This is a genomic window from Lampropedia cohaerens, assembly GCF_001005215.1.
GTDB lineage: Bacteria > Pseudomonadota > Gammaproteobacteria > Burkholderiales > Burkholderiaceae_C > Lampropedia > Lampropedia cohaerens.
This window is the reverse complement of the sequence record NZ_LBNQ01000012.1, coordinates 132,311-152,457: the sequence shown is the minus strand read 5'-3', so window position 1 is coordinate 152,457 and position 20,147 is coordinate 132,311. Positions and strand designations below refer to the sequence as shown.

Sequence of the window (20,147 nt, the reverse complement as noted above, 5' to 3'; positions counted from 1 at the left end):
TCATGGGTGCGCTAGCCTACAGACTCGGGACGTTTGTGCAACAACGCCCTGTGGACCATCCCGCACCGCATTGCGGTGTTGATGGCCATTGCCTGCATGGCTGCCGTGCAGGTGTGGATATGGCGCCGTCCGGAGCCGTAACGGCACTGCCGCCAACGCCCCGCCATCCCCGTCGTTGGAGGCCGCGCAGTGGCGCGGCACTCCCGGCGGCTGTCGTGGCAAATCGGTGGTGGACGTGCACGGGTTCGGACTGCTGATGTCTGGCGCCTGTGGTTGTGTACGTGTGACGTTAAGAGAAGGAGTGTGTTTCGTGTTCAAGATCTGTATCGTGCTGGCTGGCCTGTTCGGGGCCATCGGGGTGGCCATGGGGGCCTATACCGCACATGGACTGGGGTTCATCGACTCGCTGCAGGCGCGTGAGGCAGCACGGGTGAGCATGCAGTCTGCGGTGCATTACCAGTTGCTGCATGCAGTGGTGCTGCTGGCCATTGGCCTGTGGCTGCGCCAGAGTGCCGACAACCGGGCGCTGCTGGTGGCGGCGGTGCTGTTTGTGCTGGGCATCGTGCTGTTCAGCGGCCTGATCTATCTGCAGACGCTCACCAGCGTGCAGGCGCTGCGCAGCTTTGTGCCCTGGGGGGGCACCTGCTTCATCCTCGCGTGGCTGGCATTGGCCGCAGCGGCACTGATGGAGCGTGTGCCGCCTGCGGCTTGAGGGGCACTATGCCGGCGGCTGCAGCAGCTTGATGATGCTGGAGAAATCCTCGCTGCCATGGCCGCTGAGGCTGTGCGCGGCGAAGAGGCTGCGCGCGAGCGCGCCAAGCGGAGTGGTGGCGCGCGTGGCGATGGCATTCTCAAGCGCCAGGCCCAGGTCCTTGAGCATCAGGTCCGTGCCGAATCCGCCGGTGTAGCCGCGTGTGGCCGCCGAGCCTTCCTGCACGCCAGGAACCGGGTTGTAGACCTCCAATGCCCAGTTGCCGCCAGAGCTGCGGCGCATGATTTCGGAGAGGACTTGCGGGTCCAGTCCGTTGGCCATGCCCAGTGACAGTGCTTCGCTGGTGCCGATCATCAATACGCCCAGCAGCATGTTGTTGCAGATCTTGGCGGTCTGGCCCGCGCCCGCGCCACCGGCATGGAAGATGTTCTTGCCCATGCACTCGAGCAGTGGCCGGGCGCGTGCCAGTGCGCCGTCGCTGCCGCCAACCATGAAGGTGAGGGTACCAGCGGCTGCGCCTGCCGTGCCGCCGGAGACGGGCGCATCTATGAAGTCGATCCCCTTGTCCTGCGCGGCGTGGGCGACTTTGCGCGCCGTCTCGGCGGCGATGGTGCTGCTGTCGATCACCAGGGTGCCTGCGGGCAGGCCCGCCAGGAGGCCGGGTGCCTGCGGAGTGCCGATCAGCAGGCTTTCGACGTGCTGGCTGGCGGGCAGCATGGTGATGACGGCCTGCGCGCCTTCGACTGCCTGCAAGGCGCTGGCGGCGATGCGTAGGCCTTGCTCGGCGTGGCTGCGCCGCGCCGCTTCAGACAGGTCATAGCCGGTGACCTGGTGTCCGGCCTTGTGCAGGTTCAGAGCCATGCCGCTGCCCATGTTGCCCAGGCCAATGAATGCGATGTTCATGGTTGTCTCCTTCAGTTTGTTGTCGTGTGGTTGCGGTGGCAGTGTCGGTCTCGCAGTGCGCGCATTAGCGCGGACCGAGTGCCGCCGCTCCGGCCCCAAGCCAGAATCCGGCAGCGGTGGCAAGCAGCCCCAGCAGCACACTGCTGAGGACGTAGGCGATGGCTACACGCCAGTGCTGGCGCATGGCCAGTTCCACCGTTTCCAGCCCGAAGGCGGAGAAGGTGGTAAAGCCGCCCATCAGGCCGGTGAACAGCAGCAGTCGCAGGTTGGCGCTCAGCCACGCGTGGCGCAGTGCCAGCCCGGCCATCACGCCGATGATGCAGCAGCCCAGCAGATTGACCAGCCAGGTGCCCCAGGGAAAGCGTGTGGTCGGCAGTATCAGCTGCGCCCATTGGGTGGTTTGGGTGGCCAAGGCATAACGGGCTGCTGAACCGATGGCACCACCAGCAGACACTAGGGCAAGGCCAGAGGCGGTAATGGACATGGGCACTCCTGCGCGTTTCGGGGGCGGGGATTGTGATCAGGTTCTCAGCGAATGGCCGAAGGTGCATCGGCCTCCAACATGCGGCGCGCGATGATGACGCGCATGATCTCGTTGGTGCCTTCGAGGATCTGGTGTACGCGTGCATCGCGCAGCAGGCGTTCAAGCGGGTAATCCTTGATGTAGCCATAACCGCCGTGCAGCTGCAGCGCGTCGTTGCAGACCTGAAAGCAGGTATCGGTGGCAAAGCGCTTGGCCATTGCGCAGTAGGTGGAGGCGTTGGGGTCTTGTGCGTCCAGCTTGGCGGCGGCCAGACGTACCATTTGCCGTGCAGCAACCAGCTCAGTCGCCATGTCGGCAAGCTTGAATTGCAGTGCCTGAAAGCTGGCAATGGGCTTGCCGAACTGCTGGCGCTCGTGCAGGTAGCGCTGCGCGTGGGTGAGGGCGCCTTGCGCGGCGCCGACCGAGCAGGTGGCGATGTTGATGCGGCCGCCATCGAGCCCCTTCATGGCCATCTTGAATCCTTCGCCTTCCGTGCCGAGCAGGTGGTCGTCGGGGATGTGCACATTGTCGAACGTGATGGTACGTGTGGGCTGGCTGTTCCAGCCCATCTTGGCTTCCTTCTTGCCATAGCTGATGCCAGGCGCATCAGCAGGGACGGCGAAGGCGGAGATGCCCCCTGCGCCCGGGCCGCCAGTGCGGGCCATGAGGATGAGCACATCGGTGCTGCCGGCGCCGGAGATGAAGGCTTTGCTGCCGTTGATGACGTATTCACTGCCGCGCCGCTCGGCCCGCGTCTTGAGTGATGCCGCATCGGAGCCGGAACCGGGCTCGGTCAGGCAGTAGGAGGCCAGCTTCTCGCCGCTGGTGAGGGCCTGCCCCCATTGGGCCCGGACGGCGTCGCCGCCCCATGTGCCCAGCATCCACGTGGCCATGTTGTGAATGGTGAAGAAGGCTGCCGTGGAGGGGTCCGCTGCGGCAAGTTCCTCGAACACGAAGGTGGCATCCAGTCGGGGCAGTGCCAGGCCGCCAATGGACTCGGGTGCGTACAGGCCGCAAAAGCCCAGTTTGCCGCCCTTGGCAATGACGTCCCTGGGAAAGTGCGCGGTTTCATCCCATTGTGCGGCATGGGGCGCAAGCTCGGTGGCGGCGAAGTCGCGTGCGGTCTCGGCAAATGCCAGTTGATCCTGCGTGGACTCAAAGTGCATGGCGTGTCTCCTGTGTCGCTGTGTTGTTGTATGTCAGATGCCGGGCTGGGCAGGCACCACTACTGCGTGAAATCGCCTTGCATCAGCCATTTGCGCAGTTGCCTGCGTCGCTGCATGTCCTGCTCGATCATGCAGAAATGATGGCGGCTGGCTTGCGACGCATCGCGTTGCGAGCCTACCGGTGCCTGCTGCTGACAATGGCGCCGTGCCAGACGACGCCAATTGGCCTGGTCATCGCGCAGAGCAGCGCGCTCGTGGGCCGACAGCGCCTGCTGCACGTCGCCGTACAGCGCTTCGGTATCTGCGCGCACGGCCCCGAAGTGCTGCAGTGTGCAGGTGCTCGGCGTGCACGGAGGTTCGGACGGGAGAATGGTCTGCCCATGGGCGGAAAAGGCCATGGCCGCTGCGAAGACTGGCAACCCCAGCATGTGCCGCAGCGCGCTTGCCACCGAGCATGTTTTGCATGTCATGCAGGCATGTTACTTCAGGCTGATCGTTGTGTTGAGCCCGCCTGCGCTGTCCTCGTCGAACCAGCGCGCCGTGACGGTCTTGGTCTGCGTATAGAAAAGAATAACCTGCTTGCCGTAGGGGCCGAGGTCGCCCAGTTTCGAGGCGCGCGAACCGGTGAACGAAAACAGCGGAACGGGCACCGGGATGGGGACGTTGATGCCGACTTGCCCGACATCAATGTCTTCCTGGAACCTGCGTGCGGCAGCGCCGGACTGGGTGAAGATCGCCGTGCCATTGCCATTGGGGTTGGCATTGATCAGGGCCATGGCCTCATCGAGCGTGTCGGCGCCGATCAGCGACAGCACCGGGCCGAAGATCTCTATATCGTAAATGGCCATGCCTGGCTTGACGCCCGAGAAGATGGTGGGGCCGACGAAGTTGCCATTCTCATAACCTGGTACAGCGGGGTTGCGGCCATCGAGTTCCAGCGTGGCACCTTCGGCGATGCCGCGCTCGATCAGCGCCTCGACACGCTCGCGTGCGGCGCGCGAGATCAGCGGACCAAGGTCCGTGTCAGGCTGCGTGCCGGCATTGACCTTCAGCGTGCGGGCCTTGGCAACGAGTTCCGGCACCCATTGCTGGGCCTGCCCAACCAGAATGACCACCGGCAGCGCCATGCAGCGCTGACCAGCAGCACCGAAGGCGGCGCCAATGATGGCATTGAGGGTCTGCTCCTTGTTCGCATCGGGCAGTACGACGGCATGGTTCTTCGCACCCATCATGCACTGTACCCGCTTGCCGGTCAGTGAGGCGCGGTGGTAGACATGGGTTCCGACCTTGGTCGAGCCGACGAAGGAAATGGCTTTGATGGCGGGATGGTCGCACAGCGCATTGACCGCGGCTTCGCCGCCATGCACGACGTTGAGAACGCCGGGCGGAATGCCTGCCTCAAGTGCCAGCTCGCACAGGCGCATGGTGACCATGGGATCCTGCTCGGACGGCTTGAGTACAAAGGTGTTGCCGGTGGCGATGGCCATGGGGAACATCCACAACGGGATCATGGCCGGAAAGTTGAAGGGCGTGATCCCCGCACACACGCCCAAGGGCTGCAGCAAGGTATAGGTATCCACGCCGTTGGCGACGTTGTTGGCCAGCTCGCCCAACTGCAGATTGCCGACGGCGGCAGCGTGCTCGACCACTTCCAGTCCGCGGAATACATCCCCTTCGGCATCAGGCAGCGTTTTGCCTTGCTCGGCCGTCAGCAGTGCGGCCAGCTCTGCCATGTTTTCACGGATGAGCTGCTGCAGTCTCAGGAATATGCGTGCGCGTGCGCCAATGGGCGTCTTGCGCCAGCTCTTGAACGCGTTCTGCGCAGCGGCCACTGCGGCATCTATCTCCTGCTGCGTGGCAAGGGGCACACGCGCCAGCACCTGCTGGGTGGCTGGATTGATGACGTCGCGCCACTGGGTGGTGCTCGACTCGATGAACTGTCCGTCAATGAGTAGCTTGACGGTGGGCACGTCCTGGTCCGCTGCGGTTTGTGCATGCATGCTTGTCTCCTGGTTTGTTTTGTTTGCAGGTTCCGGACTGTGTGTGGCGGTGCCGGCGTCCTGCACTGTGTGTCGCATGGCCTATCGTAGTGTGCGCTTTTGCCAGGTCAACGCCTGTGCCTGCAGCAATGATTTGCAAATATGCAGATCAGGGGCGCGAGCCTGCGCCTTGCTCTTGCAGTGCCGCACGAATCTGGCCGGCGTACTGCGCCAGCGTAGCCTGTCCCGGTTCCTTGCGCGGCCACGTCAGAGCGACACCGTCATCTGCATGACGCGGCACGACGTGCATGTGAAAGTGAAAGACCGTCTGGCCACCATCGCGCCCGTTGGCTTGCAGTAGCGTCAATCCGCTCGGGGTGAACGCCTGACGAACCGCCTGCGCGATGTGCTGGCTGGCCTGCATGACCGCCGCGCACTCTGCTCTGGTCAAAGCATACAGGTCCTGCGCGTGCCGCTTGGTTGCCACCAGGACGTGGCCTGGCGTGACCTGACCGAGATCCATGAAGGCAATGGTCAGCTCGTCCTCGTGAACGATGGCCGCGGGCGCCTCGCCGGCAATGATTTTGCAGAAGATGCAGGTACCGGGTGGAGAGGTGTCAATGAATTCAGGCATGGCAATTTCAGGCAAAGGGTGGCAAGACCATAGCGCAACGACGCTGGAAAATGGCCTTATGCCCGAAAGAAACATAATGTAAATTTATCAATACAATTGTCATTGGATTTATATTGAAAAGTTAATGATTTAATCCAATGTCAATATTTATTGAAATAATTTTCTGGGCAAAAGTCAATCAATGTCATCGGATCTTTTTAAATGATGTTCTGAATGGCTGATTGCATATACTTTGTGCCAGTGTAAATGCGAGCATATTTTAAAAGTGCATTATTTTCCATGTATTGCGAGGACGCATTGAGATATCTGCGATGGATGGACAGGGCTGCGCTGGAAGGCGTGTGGTCGTCGCGCACGTCGGCCTGTGGTCGCGCGGCGGTCCTGCTGGGGTTGCTGGTGAGCCTGGCGTTTTCGCCCGCGCGTGCGGATGACTACGAACAGCGCATCGCGCGTGCGCGGCAGGGGGACTATGCCCAGGCGCTTGCGGCCTTTGCGCAGGATGCGGCGCAAGGGGCAATGTCCGCCAGGCAGGTCAATGACTGGCTGTTGATCAGCAGCTGGGCACAGCGTGACGGGCAGGTGCTCGACATCTACCGCCGCTACCGAACACAAGTGCCCGTATCGTCTGGCGCGCTGGGTGCGGTGGCGCGCGCCTTGCGCAACACCGGTGAATGGGGGGCCGCCGCGCAGCTGTACCAACAGTTGCTGGCGCGCGAGCCGGACCAACCGGATTGGCACCTGGGGGCCGTATATGCATTGGCAGATGCCGGACAGTTCATGGACGCACAGGCTGTGCTGGAGCGCTTCAGGCAGCGCTTTGCGCAGCGGAAGGTGGAAGGTCTGTTGGCGCAAAGCTATTTGCTGCGCGCGCAGCGCCGCTCCTATGCTGCGTTGGATGCAGCCGATCGCGCGTTGCGCGCCGCGCCGCAAAGCGCGGCTGCAAAGGATGCCTATTTGGCCAGCCTGACCGAGGCTGGTGTGCCTTTGCCGGCGCTGCACATGTTGCACGAGGAAGCCGTGGCGGCGCAATCTCCCTCCGCGCGGGTACGTCGACTGCAGCTGGATCGGCTTGCGGAGATGGTGCGCGTGTCCTTCACGCCGAGCCGTGCCGAGACGGAGCGCCTTGAGGTCGGGCAGCGGGCGGTTGCGCACTACGATGCGTTGCTGCGCGACTGGGACGCGCAGCTGACGCAGGCCCCGCACGACGTGCAACTGGCTGCCGACGTCCGCCGTGCCCGCATCGATCGCCTCGGTGCTTATTGGACGGCGCGGCGGTTGCCCGCGCTTTTGCAGGAGTATGAAGCGCTGCGCGCGCAGGATTCTTATATCCCGGACTATGCGCTGGCCTGGGTGGGCTCGGCGCTGCTGGAGACGCGCCAGCCCGAACGGGCCAGAGAGATTTTTGCGGAATTGCTCGAGCGACCCGACCAGGACGAGGAGGTCGTGGAGCTGGCTCGCTCGGGGCTTTTTTACGCCCTGACCGAGTCCGAGTCGATCAAGCAGGCGCGAGGGGTGGCTCGGCAGGACGCGCAGCAGACGCCGCCGCAGCGCTGGGTGCCTGGCAGCAGCGCGGCGGTGCCATCCGATCAGTGGGCGCAGGCACGGCGCAACGACGCCCTGGCGGAGTATTTCTCCGATCGTCTTGATGCCGCGCAGGCCGAGCTTGAAGGCATGCTTGCACTCGGACCCGGCGATCAGAACACACGCATCGCCCTGGCCAGTGTGTACCGGGATCGCGGATGGCCGCGTCGTGCGGCCGATGAGTTGCGCATCGCGCAGTCCAACGATGATCCGCTGGGTGACAGACTGCTGCTGGCGCAGGCCAGTGTGGCGATGGACCTGCAGGACTGGCGCACTGCCGAGGCCTTGACGCTGAACCTGTATCAGCGTTTTCCCGAAGAAGACTGGGCGCAGCGGGCGTTGCGCAGCTGGCAGATTTCGCGCCGTCCCGAACTGCAGTTTGAGGCGGGCTGGCGCGATTCAGACGGTGTCTCGGCCATCGGCGAGGGCGGAATGGATTACTCGGTGGTGGTCTACAGCGCACCGTTGAGCTATGACTGGCGGTTGTTTGCCGGAATGCGCCACGGCAGCGGTACCTTTCCGGAAGGCAAGGGCCATTACAACCAGTGGCGTGCAGGTCTGGAGTGGCGCCATCACGACACGCATGCCGAATTCGAGCTGGCGTCGCTGAGATCCGGCGGTCAAAGCCATGCGGGACTGCGTGTGCTGGCACGCCAGCAACTCAACGACCATTGGCAGGTCCAGGGTAGCTGGAGCCTCAACAGTGTGGGAACCCCCCTGCGCGCGCTGCGCAGCGGCATCACGGCCGATGAAGGACAGTTGCAGCTGCAGTGGCGCGCGCACGAGAGCCGCAGCTGGCAGCTGGGCATCAATACGTTGCACTATGACGATGGCAACCGCTACACCGGGCTGCAGCTGACCGGTCAGGAGCGGTTGCTGACGCGGGCCCACTGGCACCTCGATGGCGGGCTGGATCTAGCCACGGGTCGCAACACCAGCCCCGGCGGGCCATATTTTGCGCCTCGGCGCGACCGCAGCATCCTGCCCAGCCTGACACTGCGCCACATTCTCCATCGCCGCTACGAGCGGGTCTGGAGCCAGGAAATTCAGGTCGCGATTGGCCGCTACTGGCAGCAGGACTATGGCAGTGGGGCCATCGAGCAGCTGCGCTACGGCCAGCAGCTGGTACTGGATGAGGCCACGGACATCGGCTTTCAGACAGGCGTTCAGTGGCGGCCCTATGACGGCGAGCGCGAACGCGAGCTGTTCTTTTCCATCGACTTCACTCACCGGTTCTGACCCATGTTTTCTTTCACCCATTTCGGCGGGAAAGGTTTGGCTGCGCGGTTTGCCTGGGCTGCGCGGTGGTGGCGCTGCAGTATGTTCGTGCTGCTTGGCGCCTGGCTGTTGCTGGCCGCATTGCTGGCAGGGCAGCCCGCGCTGGCCGACACGCCTGTCTTCACTCCGCCGCAACAGCGCAGCGCGCTGCTGCGCGAGCAGCCCTGGCCGCGCAACAGCTTTGTGGTGCTTGCCTACCATGATGTGAACGATGACGAGGCCGACCAGCGCTACCTCGCAGTGACGACCCGCAAGCTGATCGGCGAGTTTGCCTGGTTGCGTGAGAACGGTTACCAGCCCATTTCCGTGCAGCAGATTCTCGACGCGCATGCTGGCCGCAAGGATCTGCCCGAGAAGGCCGTGCTGCTGTCCTTTGATGATGGCTACAGCAGTTTCTACTCGCGGGTGTTTCCGCTGCTGCGGGCCTATCAATGGCCTGCGTTGTGGGCGCCGGTAGGCAGCTGGCTGGACACGCCGGCCGATCAACCCATCGACTTCGGCGGCTTGATTACGCCGCGGGAGCACTTCGGCACTTGGGAGCAGGTGCGTGAGGTGCATGCCAGCGGCCTGGTGGAAATCGGCGCGCATACCCAGAACATGCACTTTGGCCAGACGGCCAATCCCCAGGGCAATACGCAGCCTGCAGCGGCCAGTCTGTTCTATGACATGCAGAGCGGACGCTACGAGAGCCATGCGCAGTTCGATGCCCGCATCAGCCAGGACATCCAGGCCGTGAGCAGCCGCATTGCCCAATACACCGGCCAGCCGCCGCGCGCCTGGGTCTGGCCCTATGGTGCGATGCATGGCCGCACCTGGCAGATCGCCAAGAGGTACGGCTACCAGCTGTCGTTCGGGCTGGAGGCCGGGTTGGCCAACGCGGCGCAGCTGGACAACATTCCCCGCTTCCTGATTGGCAGTGATCTCAGTCTGGCGCAGTTTGCCGGCTTCATCACGGGAATTCAGGAGCAGGAACCCATGCGGGCTGTTCACGTCGATCTGGACTATGTCTACGACAGTGATCCGCAGCAGCAGGAACGCAATATTGGTGAACTTGTGCAGCGCATTTATGACATGCGCATCACCACCGTCTTTCTGCAGGCGTTTGCCGATCCGCAGGGCGATGGCGTGATTCGCTCCGTCTATTTCCCGAACCGAGTGCTGCCGATGCGCGCCGACCTCTTCAATCGCGTGGCGTGGCAGCTGCACACTCGCGCAGACGTGGATGTCTATGCATGGATGCCGGTGCTGGCCTTCGAGCTGGATCCGGCCATTACCCGCGTCGCGTCGGCGCAGGGCCTCGCAGCGCAGGGCGCAGGCGGCGCGAACGGGCAGGCGAGCAGTCGTGCGCATGCGCCAGGCCACTACCCACGGCTATCGCCGTTCGATCCCGCCGCACGGCAGGCAATTCGCACGCTGTATGAAGATCTTGGCTGGCAGGCCGCGTTCGATGGCGTGATCTTCCATGACGATGCCATGCTGACCGAGGACGAGGATCTCAGCGAGCCGGCGTTGCACGCCTATCGTGAAGCCGGGTTTATCGGGCCGTTTCCGGTGCCGCTCGAAGATGCCGCGCAGCAGCAGCGCTGGATGCGTTTCAAGACCGATGCGCTGACCGATCTCACGTTGGAACTGCTGGAGGCTGTACGCAGCATTCGTGGCGCGCATGTACGCAGCGCACGCAACCTCTTTGTCGGCACCGTTATTCAGCCCGACAGCGAGCGCTGGCTGGCGCAGAACTTCCGCCAGTCGCTGGCCAGCTATGACTGGGTGGTGCCCATGGTGATGCCGCTGATGGAGCAGGTACCGCGCCAGCGCATCGATGCCTGGCTGGATAGTGTGGTGGATGCGGTGGCTGCCATCCCCGGTGGGCTGGAAAAGACGGTGTTCGAGGTGCAGGCCGTCGATTGGGCAGCACAAGGCGCGCAGCGTCGTATCCCGAGTGACCGGATCGGTCAGTGGCTGCGCCGCCTCAACATCCGCGGCGCCAGGCACATGGCTTACTACCCTGATGACTTCGTGCACCAGCACCCGGACACGGCCACGATGCGCCGGCATCTCTCCAACCACTGGTTTCCGCTGCCATGAATGACCGTCGCCTGACCATTCCGCTGTTGTGCGTCATGCTTTTGGGGCCGCTGCTGGCCATCTGGCTGCTCGGCTTTTCCGCAGTTTTGAATTTCGTGCTGTATTACCCGCTGCTGATGTCGTGCCTGTGGGTGACGGGCGGGCTGATGTTCTGGTGGCGCTGGGAGCGTCGCTGGCCGTGGGGAGCACATGTGCCGCCGCCTCGGCTGGAGGGCGAACCGTTGATTTCCATCATCGTGCCGTGCTTCAATGAAGCCAGCCATGTGCAGGACACCATTGGTGCGGCCCTGACCCAGCGCTACCGCAATATCGAGGTCATTGCTGTCAACGACGGCTCCAGCGATGAGACAGCGCAGCTGCTCAATCAGTTGGCCGCGACCAATGAGCGGCTGCGCGTCATCCATCTGGCGCGCAATCAGGGCAAGGCGATTGCGCTGAAGACTGGTGCGTTGGCCGCGCGCAGCGAGTACCTGGTCTGCATCGACGGCGACGCCATGCTGGGCGCCGATTGCGCGGCCTATCTGGTGGAACCCATGCTGCGCAATCCACGGGTGGGAGCGGTCACTGGCAACCCGCGCATTCGCACGCGCAGCACGCTGGCCGGGCGTATTCAGGTGGGCGAGTTCTCCTCCATCATCGGACTGATCAAGCGCACGCAGCGCATCTACGGCCATCTCTTTACCGTTTCAGGGGTGATCGCGGCGTTTCGCCGCAGCGCGCTGCACCAGGCGGGTTACTGGAGCAGCGACATGATCACCGAGGATATCGACATCAGCTGGAAACTGCAGATGGCGGGCTGGCGCACATTCTTTGAACCGCGCGCGCTGTGCTGGATTCTGATGCCTGAGACACTGCGCGGGCTGTGGAAGCAGCGGCTGCGCTGGGCCCAGGGCGGCGCGGAGGTGTTCGTCAAGCAGCTTCCGCGCCTGGCGCACTGGCGGCACAGGCATATGTGGGGCCTGGCCGGAGAGTTTTTGCTCTCGGCCCTGTGGGCGTTCTGTCTGTTCTACGCGCTGTGCCTGTATCTGCTGGGCTGGGTGCTGCCGCTGCCGCTGGAGATGGGCACGACCCGGCTGACACCTCTGTCATTCAGCGGCGTGATTCTGGCTGTCGCCTGCGTGGTGCAGATGACCGTGAGTGTTTTCATCGAGCGGCGCTACGAGCGAGGACTGCTGCGGGTGCTGCCCTGGATTGTCTGGTACCCCGCGGCGTTCTGGCTGCTCAGTTTCCTCTGCACGCTGGTGAGCTATCCCATGGTGCTGGTGCGCAAGACGCGCCGCCGTGCCCGCTGGACCAGCCCGGACAGAGGCCTCCAAAGCCATCGTCAGCAGCTTCTGAAAGGACGAGAGATCGGATGACAACAGGTTCCTATTCACAGCAGTCAAATGCCCCCGTTGCTGACGATGCGGCGTCATCGGAACTGGTCTGGCACCCCGGACAGTCACCGGGACTGCCGGCACAGCCGGCCAGTGCCCTGCTTCTCGTGTCGCGCAAGCGCTCACTGCGCTACGTTATCGAATCGCTGTTGACCGGGGTGCTGTGGCTGGCATTCATGGGCCTTTGCCTGCTGTTTCTTGGCAGGCGTTCATGGCGCGATGTGTCTAGCTGGCGTGAATTCATGGTCGACTTTTCCCTCAGCATGCTGATCATCGCGGCGTTGTACCTTACGGTGCTGGCCGCTGGCGCCATCGTGCTGGGTATTTGGGCTGCGTTCAACAAGTTCCATGCCATGCGCAGGCCGGCCGAACAGGCGGCGTTGCTGGTGCAAGAGCGTGCCCTGATGCGCAGTTTCGAAGTCTCGCGCACCATGCTCGATCGCCTGCATGCGCGCAATGTCGCCACCGTGTTTCACGATGAAGAAGGCGAAATCACTGCAGTGCGCGCGGGCTGTCATATCCCGGAGGAAGATGACTTGGCTGCGCAGCAGTCGCCGGAGAGCTTTTATCCGACGCAGTGGGACACCACCTGGGGTGAGGTGGTCACGCCGGGTGATCGTGTGCATCAGCCTATTGCGCCGTTGGCGTAATAGCCGCTGCGCGCGACATGGGGTGCGCTGGTCAAACGCTGCCGTGCCGCTACGATCATGGCATTTCCTTTTGAAGAGTTGCCATGGATTGGGACAATCTGCGTTTTTTCCTCGCGCTGGCGCGCACCGGCACGCTGATCAATGCCGCGCGCATGGTGCAGGTCGACCATACGACGGTGAGCCGCCGCATTCAGGCGCTGGAAAAGCAGATGGGGGTACCGCTGTTTGCGCGCGAGGCGTCCGGTCACCGGCTGACCGAGGCAGGCCGTTATCTGCTGCCACAGGCCGAGGCGATGGAGGAGGCGTTTCTCTCCATCGCCAGTAGCTCGCTGGTCAAGGATGAGGGCCTGTCCGGGCTGGTGCGCGTGGGGGTGCCAGAAGGCCTGGGCACACGCGTGCTGGCGGCACCACTGGCGAAATTGGCGCACGAGCATCCGCATCTGGTGGTGGATCTGCTGGCCTTGCCACGTCTGCTGCATCTCTCGCGGCGCGAGGCTGACATTGTGATCTCGCTGGAGCGGCCCACACGGGGCTCGGTGGTGGTCACCAAGCTGAGCGACTATGTGCTGCGGCTGTATGGCTCGCGCGACTATCTCGCCGCCCATGCGCCGATTGTGCGGGTTGAGGATCTCAAGGGCCACACCTTCATTTCCTACGTCGATGATCTGCTGTTTTCCAAGCAACTGCAGTTTCTCGAAAGCTTCTTCCAGCCCAGCGTCTTCGGGTTGCGCAGCACCAGTGTGCTCGCGCAATACGAAGCGGTGCGGGCAGGCGCTGGCCTTGCGATTTTGCCGGCCTTTCTGGGCGAGAAAGACGCACAACTGGTGGCGGTGCTGCCTGAGCAGGCCAGGTTCCAGCGCACTTTCTGGATGTCCATGCCCTCGGAGATCCGGCACATGGCCAGGGTGCAGGCCGTCTGGCAGTTTCTGCGCGAGGTGGCGCGCGCACCGGAAAGCGGCCTCATGCCGCCGCCGCACAGCGTGCGCTGAGAAGGCTGTACGAAGGCCCCGTGGGCGGCGAAATCTGGCAGGCGCCGCACTGGTATTGCTGGGCAGTGCGCCGGGCGGCCCGTACAATGGCGAGCAAGGCCAACGGATGGCCTTGGCGCACGCCCCTCGAACCCGAGGGGTAAGTGCGTTTTGACGGATGAATCCCACACCGCTGGATGGCAACATCTGGCGGTGCGTTTTTTTTGGAGCAACGACCATGGCCACTCTCCCCATCACCAAGCGCGGCGCGGAACTGCTGAAGGCGGAGCTGCAGCAACTCAAGACGGTGGACCGTCCGGCGGTTATTGCTGCCATTGCCGAAGCGCGTGCACAGGGCGATCTGAGCGAGAACGCGGAGTACGACGCCGCCAAGGACCGGCAAGGCTTCATTGAAGGCCGCATCAAGGATATCGAAGGCAAGCTCGCTGCCGCGCAGATCATTGACCCGGCAACGCTGGATGCTGGCGGCCGGGTGGTTTTTGGCGCCACGGTGGAACTTGAAGATGAGGAAACCGGCGAGAAGGTGGTCTACCAGATCGTTGGCGAGGACGAAGCGGACATCAAGAAAGGCCTGCTGAACGTATCTACCCCGATTGCCCGTGCGCTCATCGGCAAGGATGAAGGCGATGTGGTCTCGGTGGTGACTCCCGGCGGCGAGAAGCACTACGAGATCGTTGCCGTTCGGTATTGCTAAATATGTCCAATGCGCACGCTGTGGCCATGACGCGGCGCTGAGCCATGCAGTTGCCAGCCTGTATCAAGGCACGTCTGCCCCTGCTGGCGGCAGCGTTGTGGTGGGGCGCCCTGACGGCGATCGGCGGTATCGTCATGCCGCTTTTCTATATGCACGCCGCTGGCGCCGCCATGGCCGTGCCACTGGCGGCCAGCGTGATGACTGCAAGCATGTGGCTGAGCGTTGCGTGCGGCTTTACGGTGGTGCTCGCCATCCGGCCTTCTGCCGAGGAGGCCGGGCATGCATGGGCAGGTCGCGCCCTCACGACGACGGGCTGGGCACTGGCCGCGCTGCTTGCAGCCTTGCTGCTTGAGTTTGCCGTGGTGCCGCGCATCCTCATGCGCGAGAACCTGTCATCCCTGCTGGGCGCTGGCGCCGCGGTGTACGCGCTGCAGTGGTTGTGTTGCGCCGTGGTGCTGTGGCGGCTGTCCACGTCAAAAGACGCGCAGGGCCGGCCTCATGCATCCTCTTGCGATTGAGGCCGTTGCCGACGCTGCCTTGGTTCGAACCAGAGCAGGTAGATGAACGCTGCCACGTTGAGCGCAGCCAGCACGAACCAGGTGATGGCGTAGCTCAGATGGTTGTTGCGAAAGTTCACTTGTGTCAGCCCGGGCGTGAGCCATGACGGCGTTACCGAACTGGCCTGGGCGTCAACAAAGTAGGGCGCAACGGGGAGCTGCGGCAGCGTGCGGGCCGCGGAGAATTCCTTGACGTCACGGCGATACCAGCGGTTCTCCTGCGGAACGTTGTCGCGCAGGAACAGGTGCTTGCCATCTCCAAAGCGCAGCAGCCCGGTCACGGTGGCGGGCAGTCTTGCAGGCTCTGCGCCGGGGCGTGATGCCGGATCGCGCAGTGGCATCGGCAGGTAGCCACGGTTGACCCAGACAATGGCCTGCGGAGCATCGGAGTCCGCTGCTTGCCGCACCAGCAGAGGCGCAAACAGCCAGTAGCCGGGGCCTAGCTCGGTGTTGGTGTAGACCGCCACTTCCTGTCCAGGCAGCAGCTCTCCCTGCAGGAGTACGCGGCGGTATTCGGCATTCTCACGTGTGAGTTGCGACCATTGCGTGGGGCCGGGAGCGTCAGCCGGCTCCGCGTGGATGCGTGCGTTGACACGTTCGATCAGGTCCAGCTTCCAGCCCAGTCGCTGCACCTGCCAGATGCCCAGGCTGCTGAATAGAAAGATGTTCAGCAGAAAAAAGCCCAGCAGCGCGCGGCGCTTGAACTTGCTGCGCCCGGGAGCGGGGATGGAGGAGGGGTCGATGGTCACGGACATGAAAGAGAAGGGCGCGCTGGCAGATCATTGACGCGAGGGGATGGGCGCGGGCTCACTCATGCCAATGCTCGGCGATCCAGGTCGCGGGTTGAATGTGGCGAAAGCGCCGGTTGCGTCTGCCAGCCAGTGCGTCGGGTGGATTGCATTCGCCATGGAACACGACGACGCGCGCCTCCACCGGGATGAATGGCGCACGCCAGTAGTTGCTGGGCCAGGCAGGGATGCAGTGGTACTTGAAGCTCGGGCACCAGCTCTCGGGCCAGTACTGCAGCTGGCCCTGACGGTGCAGGTAGTCCGACAGGTAGGCCTGCTCGTTGCGAAACTGCTGCTGTACCTCGGCAACGTTCTGCTGGAAATATTCCAGCACGTCCGGGTGCGCACCGATCTCGAAGCGGTAGACCGAGGAGTTGCCGGTGATGCGGCGTTTCTTCCACGGTCTGGCGTAGTCGTGAATGATGCGAAATGTCCCGGGCAGCTCGAAGAATGCGTCCAGTGCCCCGACCACGACCACATCCAGATCGAGAAACAGCGCCACGCCGCGCAGCCCATAGGCATCGCGCAGGGCGGGGGAGAAGGTGGCCAGCTTTTTCCACGCGCGGTCAGGCTGGTTCGGGTAGCGCTGCCAATCCAGTTCGGGAATGGGGAAGCACTGCACCTCATCGCGGATGCCCCGGGTGTCATCGGTAAGGCAGACGAAAGTGAAGACGCCCTGCAGATAACGCCGCGCCATCGCATACAGGCGGTTGACGTACTCGGGGCCATACTTGGTACCCCACTTCATGCAGAGGACGTAGCGGGTGGGCTCTGCCATGGATTCGCGCATGGCAGGGTATCAGTCCAGTGATTGCTTCTTCGGCGAGGCGCGGCGGGGCTTGGCCTTCTTGATGTTGCCGCCTGCCGTCAGACGCTGGTTGCCCAGTACGCGCAAGCGCTTGATTTCAGGTTTCTGGCCAGGCTTTTTGCTCGGCTTGACGACCTTGACCTCGATGGGGGGCTTGCCATCGCCGGCGGTGCGGACCTTTTCGGCGGGCGGGCGCCACAGCACGATGAGCTTGCCGATGTGCTGCACCGCGGCCGCATTCAGGCTCTCGGCAAGTTGGAGCAGGTACTGCTCGCGCGTGGCGCGCTCGTCGCTGAACACGCGAATCTTGATGAGGCCATGGGCATCAAGGGTGGCGGCCACCTCCTTTTCCACCGCGGCGGTCAGGCCGCCGGCGCCGATGTGGACCATGGGCTGCAGGTGGTGGGCCTGGGCGCGCAGCGCGCGGCGCTGCGTGGGGGTGAGGGTCAATTGGGTCATGGCATCATTATCGGCGATGCTGCATGGACTTGACGGATATGGGGTTGCCGGTCGCAAAATTCTCAGGTGTGAGGGTTGCCGCAACTTGCCATGCAGACGGGGCGGCGCCTCATTCCATGCGAAGATTCGCAAAAGGGCTCAAGATCACACGGCATGGCAACCAAGAACAAACCGGGCAAGGTCAACCAGACGTGGCTACACGACCACATCAATGACCCCTACGTCAAACAGGCGCAGAAGGATGGCTACCGCGCCCGCGCCGCCTACAAGCTCAAGGAAATCGATGAGGTGCACAAGCTGTTCGATCACGTCCAGGTCGTGGTTGATCTTGGCTGCGCTCCGGGCGCATGGTGCCAGTATCTCAGCCGCAAGATGGAGCTGGCGCGCGCCGTGGGTGATGGCGCCCCCCGTGTGATTGGCATTGATCTATTGCCGATGGAGCCGGTGCCTGGCGTGCGGTTCATCCAGGGTGACTTCCAGGAGGAGTCACTGCTGGAGCAGCTGGAGGCCGCGCTGGCGGGACGGCCGTTGGATGCGGTGGTCTCCGACATGGCGCCCAACCTCAGTGGGCATTCGGCGACGGACGGTGCACGTGTCGAAGCGCTGGTCGAGCTGGCGGTGGATTTCGCCGCCAGCCACCTCAAGCCGCAGGGTGTGATGGTCGCCAAGGTCTTTCATGGCCCTGGCTATGACGCGCTGGTGCAGCTGTTTCGCGCCACGTTTGTACGCAGCAAGCCTTTCAAGCCCAAGGCATCCCGTCCACGCTCGGCCGAAGTATTCCTGATCGGGATGGGCGTGCGCGGCGCATGAATGGTGTCGTCATTGGGCGAAGCGCCCCTTGCCGTCTGACCGCGCGGTGCCAATCCCCTACCACACCAGTAACCATTAGGGAAGTACGGCAGCTTGAAAAGCATAAAATGGGCCACAGTTGAAAGGGACGGAATTTCCAGTTTCCTCTGCACGGGCGGATGTGAACGCCCTCATCGCTCTGGCTGTCCCCATGCAGCGCAGGCGAGTTTCAGGAGCAAGGCTTGAACAATCAATGGATTACCAAAGTGGCGATGTGGCTGGTCTTCATCGTCGTTTTGTTTACGGTATTCAAACAGTTTGATACCGGCCCCGGCGCGGGCGCTGCGCAGGTGCCTTATTCGGATTTCATCTCCCAGGTGCAGAACCGCCAGATTCGTGAGGCCACCATTCAGGAGACGGCCTCTGGCGGCTATGAGATTGTGGCGCTGACCACTGATGACCGGCGCATCCGCACGACCGGTACGTTCGCAGACCGCGGCCTGATCGACGATCTGATCAATGCCGACGTGAAATTCAGCGTCAAGGAGCGCGAAGGCCGCTCGTTGCTTGGCACCATTCTCATCAGCTGGGGCCCGATGTTGCTGCTCATCGGTGTCTGGATCTACTTCATGCGCCAGATGCAGGGTGGCGGCAAGGGCGGTGCCTTCAGCTTCGGCAAGAGCAAGGCGCGCATGCTCGATGAGAGCAACAATACCGTCACGTTTGCTGATGTGGCCGGCGCCGACGAGGCCAAGGAAGAGGTCAAGGAGGTCGTTGACTTCCTGAAAGATCCGCAGAAATTCCAGCGTCTGGGCGGCCGGATTCCACGCGGACTGCTGCTGGTTGGCCCTCCCGGAACAGGCAAGACGCTGCTGGCCAAGTCGATTGCCGGCGAGGCCAAGGTGCCTTTCTTCAGCATCTCCGGCTCGGATTTCGTTGAGATGTTCGTCGGTGTGGGTGCAGCGCGCGTGCGCGACATGTTCGAGAACGCCAAGAAGAATGCGCCCTGCATCATCTTCATCGACGAAATCGATGCCGTCGGTCGCCAGCGCGGCGCTGGCCTGGGGGGCGGCAACGATGAGCGTGAACAGACGCTCAACCAGATGCTCGTGGAGATGGATGGCTTTGAAACCAATCTCGGCGTGATCGTGGTGGCGGCAACGAACCGGCCCGACATTCTGGATGCGGCGCTGCTGCGTCCGGGCCGCTTTGACCGGCAGGTCTATGTGACACTGCCTGACGTCAAGGGCCGTGAGCAGATCCTCAACGTGCACATGCGCAAGATTCCGATTGGCCCGGACGTCAACGCCAACGTGATCGCGCGCGGCACGCCGGGGATGTCCGGTGCCGATCTGGCCAACCTGTGCAACGAGGCTGCGCTGATGGCTGCGCGTCGCAATGCCCGCGTCGTCGAGATGCAGGATTTCGAGCAGGCCAAGGACAAGATCTTCATGGGGCCGGAGCGCCGCTCCGCCGTCATGGATCCCGAGGAGCTCAAGAACACTGCCTACCACGAGGCTGGCCATGCGCTGATCGGGCGACTGCTGCCCAAGTGCGACCCGGTGCACAAGGTCACCATCGTGCCGCGCGGCCGCGCGCTGGGCGTGACCTTCACGTTGCCTGAGAAGGACCGCTATGGCTTCGACAAGGAGTGGGCGCTGGCGCGCATTGCCATGCTGTTCGGTGGCCGCATTGCGGAAGAGGTGTTCATGAACCAGATGACCACTGGTGCCTCGGACGACTTCAACAAGGCTACGCAGCTGGCGCGCGACATGGTCACGCGTTACGGGATGTCCGAGGAGCTGGGGCCAATGGTCTATGCCGAGAACGAGGGTGAGGTGTTCCTGGGCCGCTCGGTGACCAAGACGACTAATGTCAGCGAGGCGACGATGCAGAAGGTCGACAATGAGGTCCGTCGCATCATCGACCAGCAGTACGCGCTGGCGCGTCGCCTGATTGAGGAGAACAAGGACAAGATGCACGCCATGGCCAAGGCCCTGCTGGAGTGGGAGACGATTGATTCCAACCAGCTTGACGAGATCATGGCCGGCAAGGATCCGACGCCGCCCAAGGACTGGGTGCCCAAGCATCCGTCGGTGAGCACTGGTGGCAATAATTCCGACGGCGGTGCGCCATCCGTCAAGACCGATCCCGCACCTTCGGCGGCGTAACGGCG

19 protein-coding genes are annotated in these 20,147 nt (G+C 63.2%); 10 read left to right on the top strand and 9 right to left on the bottom strand.

Going from position 1 to position 20,147, the window contains the following annotated elements:
• Window positions 1-310 precede the first annotated feature (310 nt).
• Window positions 311-712 (top strand): DUF423 domain-containing protein, encoded by a 402-nt coding sequence (locus tag AAV94_RS03065; RefSeq protein ID WP_046740837.1) that lies wholly within the window; start codon window positions 311-313, stop codon window positions 710-712.
• 6 nt (window positions 713-718) lie between these two features.
• On the opposite strand, the gene mmsB is transcribed toward AAV94_RS03065, so the two are convergent.
• The 6 genes from mmsB to AAV94_RS03035 all read right to left on the bottom strand — a co-directional run bounded on the left by mmsB (window position 719) and on the right by AAV94_RS03035 (window position 5,917).
• A complete protein-coding gene (gene mmsB / locus AAV94_RS03060) occupies window positions 719-1,615 on the bottom strand; it encodes a 3-hydroxyisobutyrate dehydrogenase (protein ID WP_046740836.1) in 897 nt (298 codons plus the stop codon).
• Window positions 1,616-1,679: 64 nt separating this feature from the next.
• Complete coding sequence (gene crcB, locus AAV94_RS03055) at window positions 1,680-2,099, bottom strand: fluoride efflux transporter CrcB (RefSeq protein WP_046740835.1); 420 nt, start codon at window positions 2,097-2,099, stop codon at window positions 1,680-1,682.
• A gap of 44 nt (window positions 2,100-2,143) precedes the next feature.
• On the bottom strand, window positions 2,144-3,304 hold the full coding sequence (locus AAV94_RS03050) for an acyl-CoA dehydrogenase family protein (protein WP_046740834.1): 1,161 nt from the start codon (window positions 3,302-3,304) through the stop codon (window positions 2,144-2,146).
• A 59-nt stretch (window positions 3,305-3,363) separates the two neighbouring features.
• Window positions 3,364-3,774, bottom strand: a complete 411-nt coding sequence (locus AAV94_RS03045; RefSeq protein ID WP_084824707.1) for a lysozyme inhibitor LprI family protein — start codon at window positions 3,772-3,774, stop codon at window positions 3,364-3,366.
• 9 nt (window positions 3,775-3,783) lie between these two features.
• Entirely contained in the window at window positions 3,784-5,304 is a 1,521-nt protein-coding gene (locus AAV94_RS03040) for a CoA-acylating methylmalonate-semialdehyde dehydrogenase (protein ID WP_046740870.1), read from the bottom strand.
• 148 nt (window positions 5,305-5,452) lie between these two features.
• The gene (locus tag AAV94_RS03035) at window positions 5,453-5,917 is read right to left on the bottom strand and encodes an HIT family protein (RefSeq protein WP_046740869.1); all 465 of its coding nucleotides are present in this window, start codon (window positions 5,915-5,917) and stop codon (window positions 5,453-5,455) included.
• A 315-nt stretch (window positions 5,918-6,232) separates the two neighbouring features.
• Here AAV94_RS03035 and pgaA point away from each other — a divergent pair, with 315 nt between their 5' ends.
• From pgaA to AAV94_RS03000, 7 genes are all read left to right on the top strand, one after another.
• Window positions 6,233-8,737 carry a poly-beta-1,6 N-acetyl-D-glucosamine export porin PgaA gene (gene pgaA, locus AAV94_RS03030; protein WP_046740833.1) on the top strand — a complete coding sequence of 835 codons (2,505 nt, stop codon included), beginning with the start codon at window positions 6,233-6,235 and terminating at the stop codon, window positions 8,735-8,737.
• Window positions 8,738-8,818: 81 nt separating this feature from the next.
• A complete protein-coding gene (pgaB, locus tag AAV94_RS03025; protein WP_084824712.1) occupies window positions 8,819-10,861 on the top strand; it encodes a poly-beta-1,6-N-acetyl-D-glucosamine N-deacetylase PgaB in 2,043 nt (680 codons plus the stop codon).
• A complete protein-coding gene (gene pgaC, locus AAV94_RS03020) occupies window positions 10,858-12,219 on the top strand; it encodes a poly-beta-1,6-N-acetyl-D-glucosamine synthase (RefSeq protein ID WP_046740832.1) in 1,362 nt (453 codons plus the stop codon). The genes pgaB and pgaC overlap by 4 nt, the downstream gene beginning before the upstream one ends.
• Window positions 12,216-12,887: a poly-beta-1,6-N-acetyl-D-glucosamine biosynthesis protein PgaD gene (gene pgaD, locus AAV94_RS03015; protein ID WP_046740831.1), complete on the top strand. Its 672-nt coding sequence runs from the start codon at window positions 12,216-12,218 to the stop codon at window positions 12,885-12,887. Before pgaC ends, pgaD begins: the two co-directional genes overlap by 4 nt.
• Before the next feature lie 83 nt (window positions 12,888-12,970).
• Window positions 12,971-13,876 carry a LysR family transcriptional regulator gene (locus AAV94_RS03010; RefSeq protein ID WP_046740830.1) on the top strand — a complete coding sequence of 302 codons (906 nt, stop codon included), beginning with the start codon at window positions 12,971-12,973 and terminating at the stop codon, window positions 13,874-13,876.
• A gap of 217 nt (window positions 13,877-14,093) precedes the next feature.
• Entirely contained in the window at window positions 14,094-14,570 is a 477-nt protein-coding gene (gene greA / locus AAV94_RS03005) for a transcription elongation factor GreA (RefSeq protein ID WP_046740867.1), read from the top strand.
• Between the two features lie 44 nt (window positions 14,571-14,614).
• The gene (locus AAV94_RS03000; protein WP_046740829.1) at window positions 14,615-15,088 is read left to right on the top strand and encodes a DUF4149 domain-containing protein; all 474 of its coding nucleotides are present in this window, start codon (window positions 14,615-14,617) and stop codon (window positions 15,086-15,088) included.
• Here AAV94_RS03000 and AAV94_RS02995 read toward each other — a convergent pair.
• Genes AAV94_RS02995 through AAV94_RS02985 form a run of 3 tightly spaced genes read right to left on the bottom strand, consistent with a single transcriptional unit; the run spans window position 15,067 to window position 17,182 of the window.
• Window positions 15,067-15,882, bottom strand: a complete 816-nt coding sequence (locus AAV94_RS02995) for an SURF1 family protein (RefSeq protein WP_052754883.1) — start codon at window positions 15,880-15,882, stop codon at window positions 15,067-15,069. The two genes, AAV94_RS03000 and AAV94_RS02995, sit on opposite strands and share 22 nt — an antisense overlap.
• Before the next feature lie 52 nt (window positions 15,883-15,934).
• Entirely contained in the window at window positions 15,935-16,693 is a 759-nt protein-coding gene (locus AAV94_RS02990; protein WP_231731194.1) for a glycosyltransferase, read from the bottom strand.
• A gap of 21 nt (window positions 16,694-16,714) precedes the next feature.
• Window positions 16,715-17,182: a YhbY family RNA-binding protein gene (locus AAV94_RS02985; protein WP_046740827.1), complete on the bottom strand. Its 468-nt coding sequence runs from the start codon at window positions 17,180-17,182 to the stop codon at window positions 16,715-16,717.
• 153 nt (window positions 17,183-17,335) lie between these two features.
• Between AAV94_RS02985 and AAV94_RS02980 the strand changes: the two genes are divergently transcribed.
• The gene (locus tag AAV94_RS02980; RefSeq protein WP_046740826.1) at window positions 17,336-17,992 is read left to right on the top strand and encodes an RlmE family RNA methyltransferase; all 657 of its coding nucleotides are present in this window, start codon (window positions 17,336-17,338) and stop codon (window positions 17,990-17,992) included.
• Between the two features lie 221 nt (window positions 17,993-18,213).
• Entirely contained in the window at window positions 18,214-20,142 is a 1,929-nt protein-coding gene (ftsH, locus tag AAV94_RS02975) for an ATP-dependent zinc metalloprotease FtsH (protein ID WP_046740825.1), read from the top strand.
• Window positions 20,143-20,147: the final 5 nt, after the last annotated feature.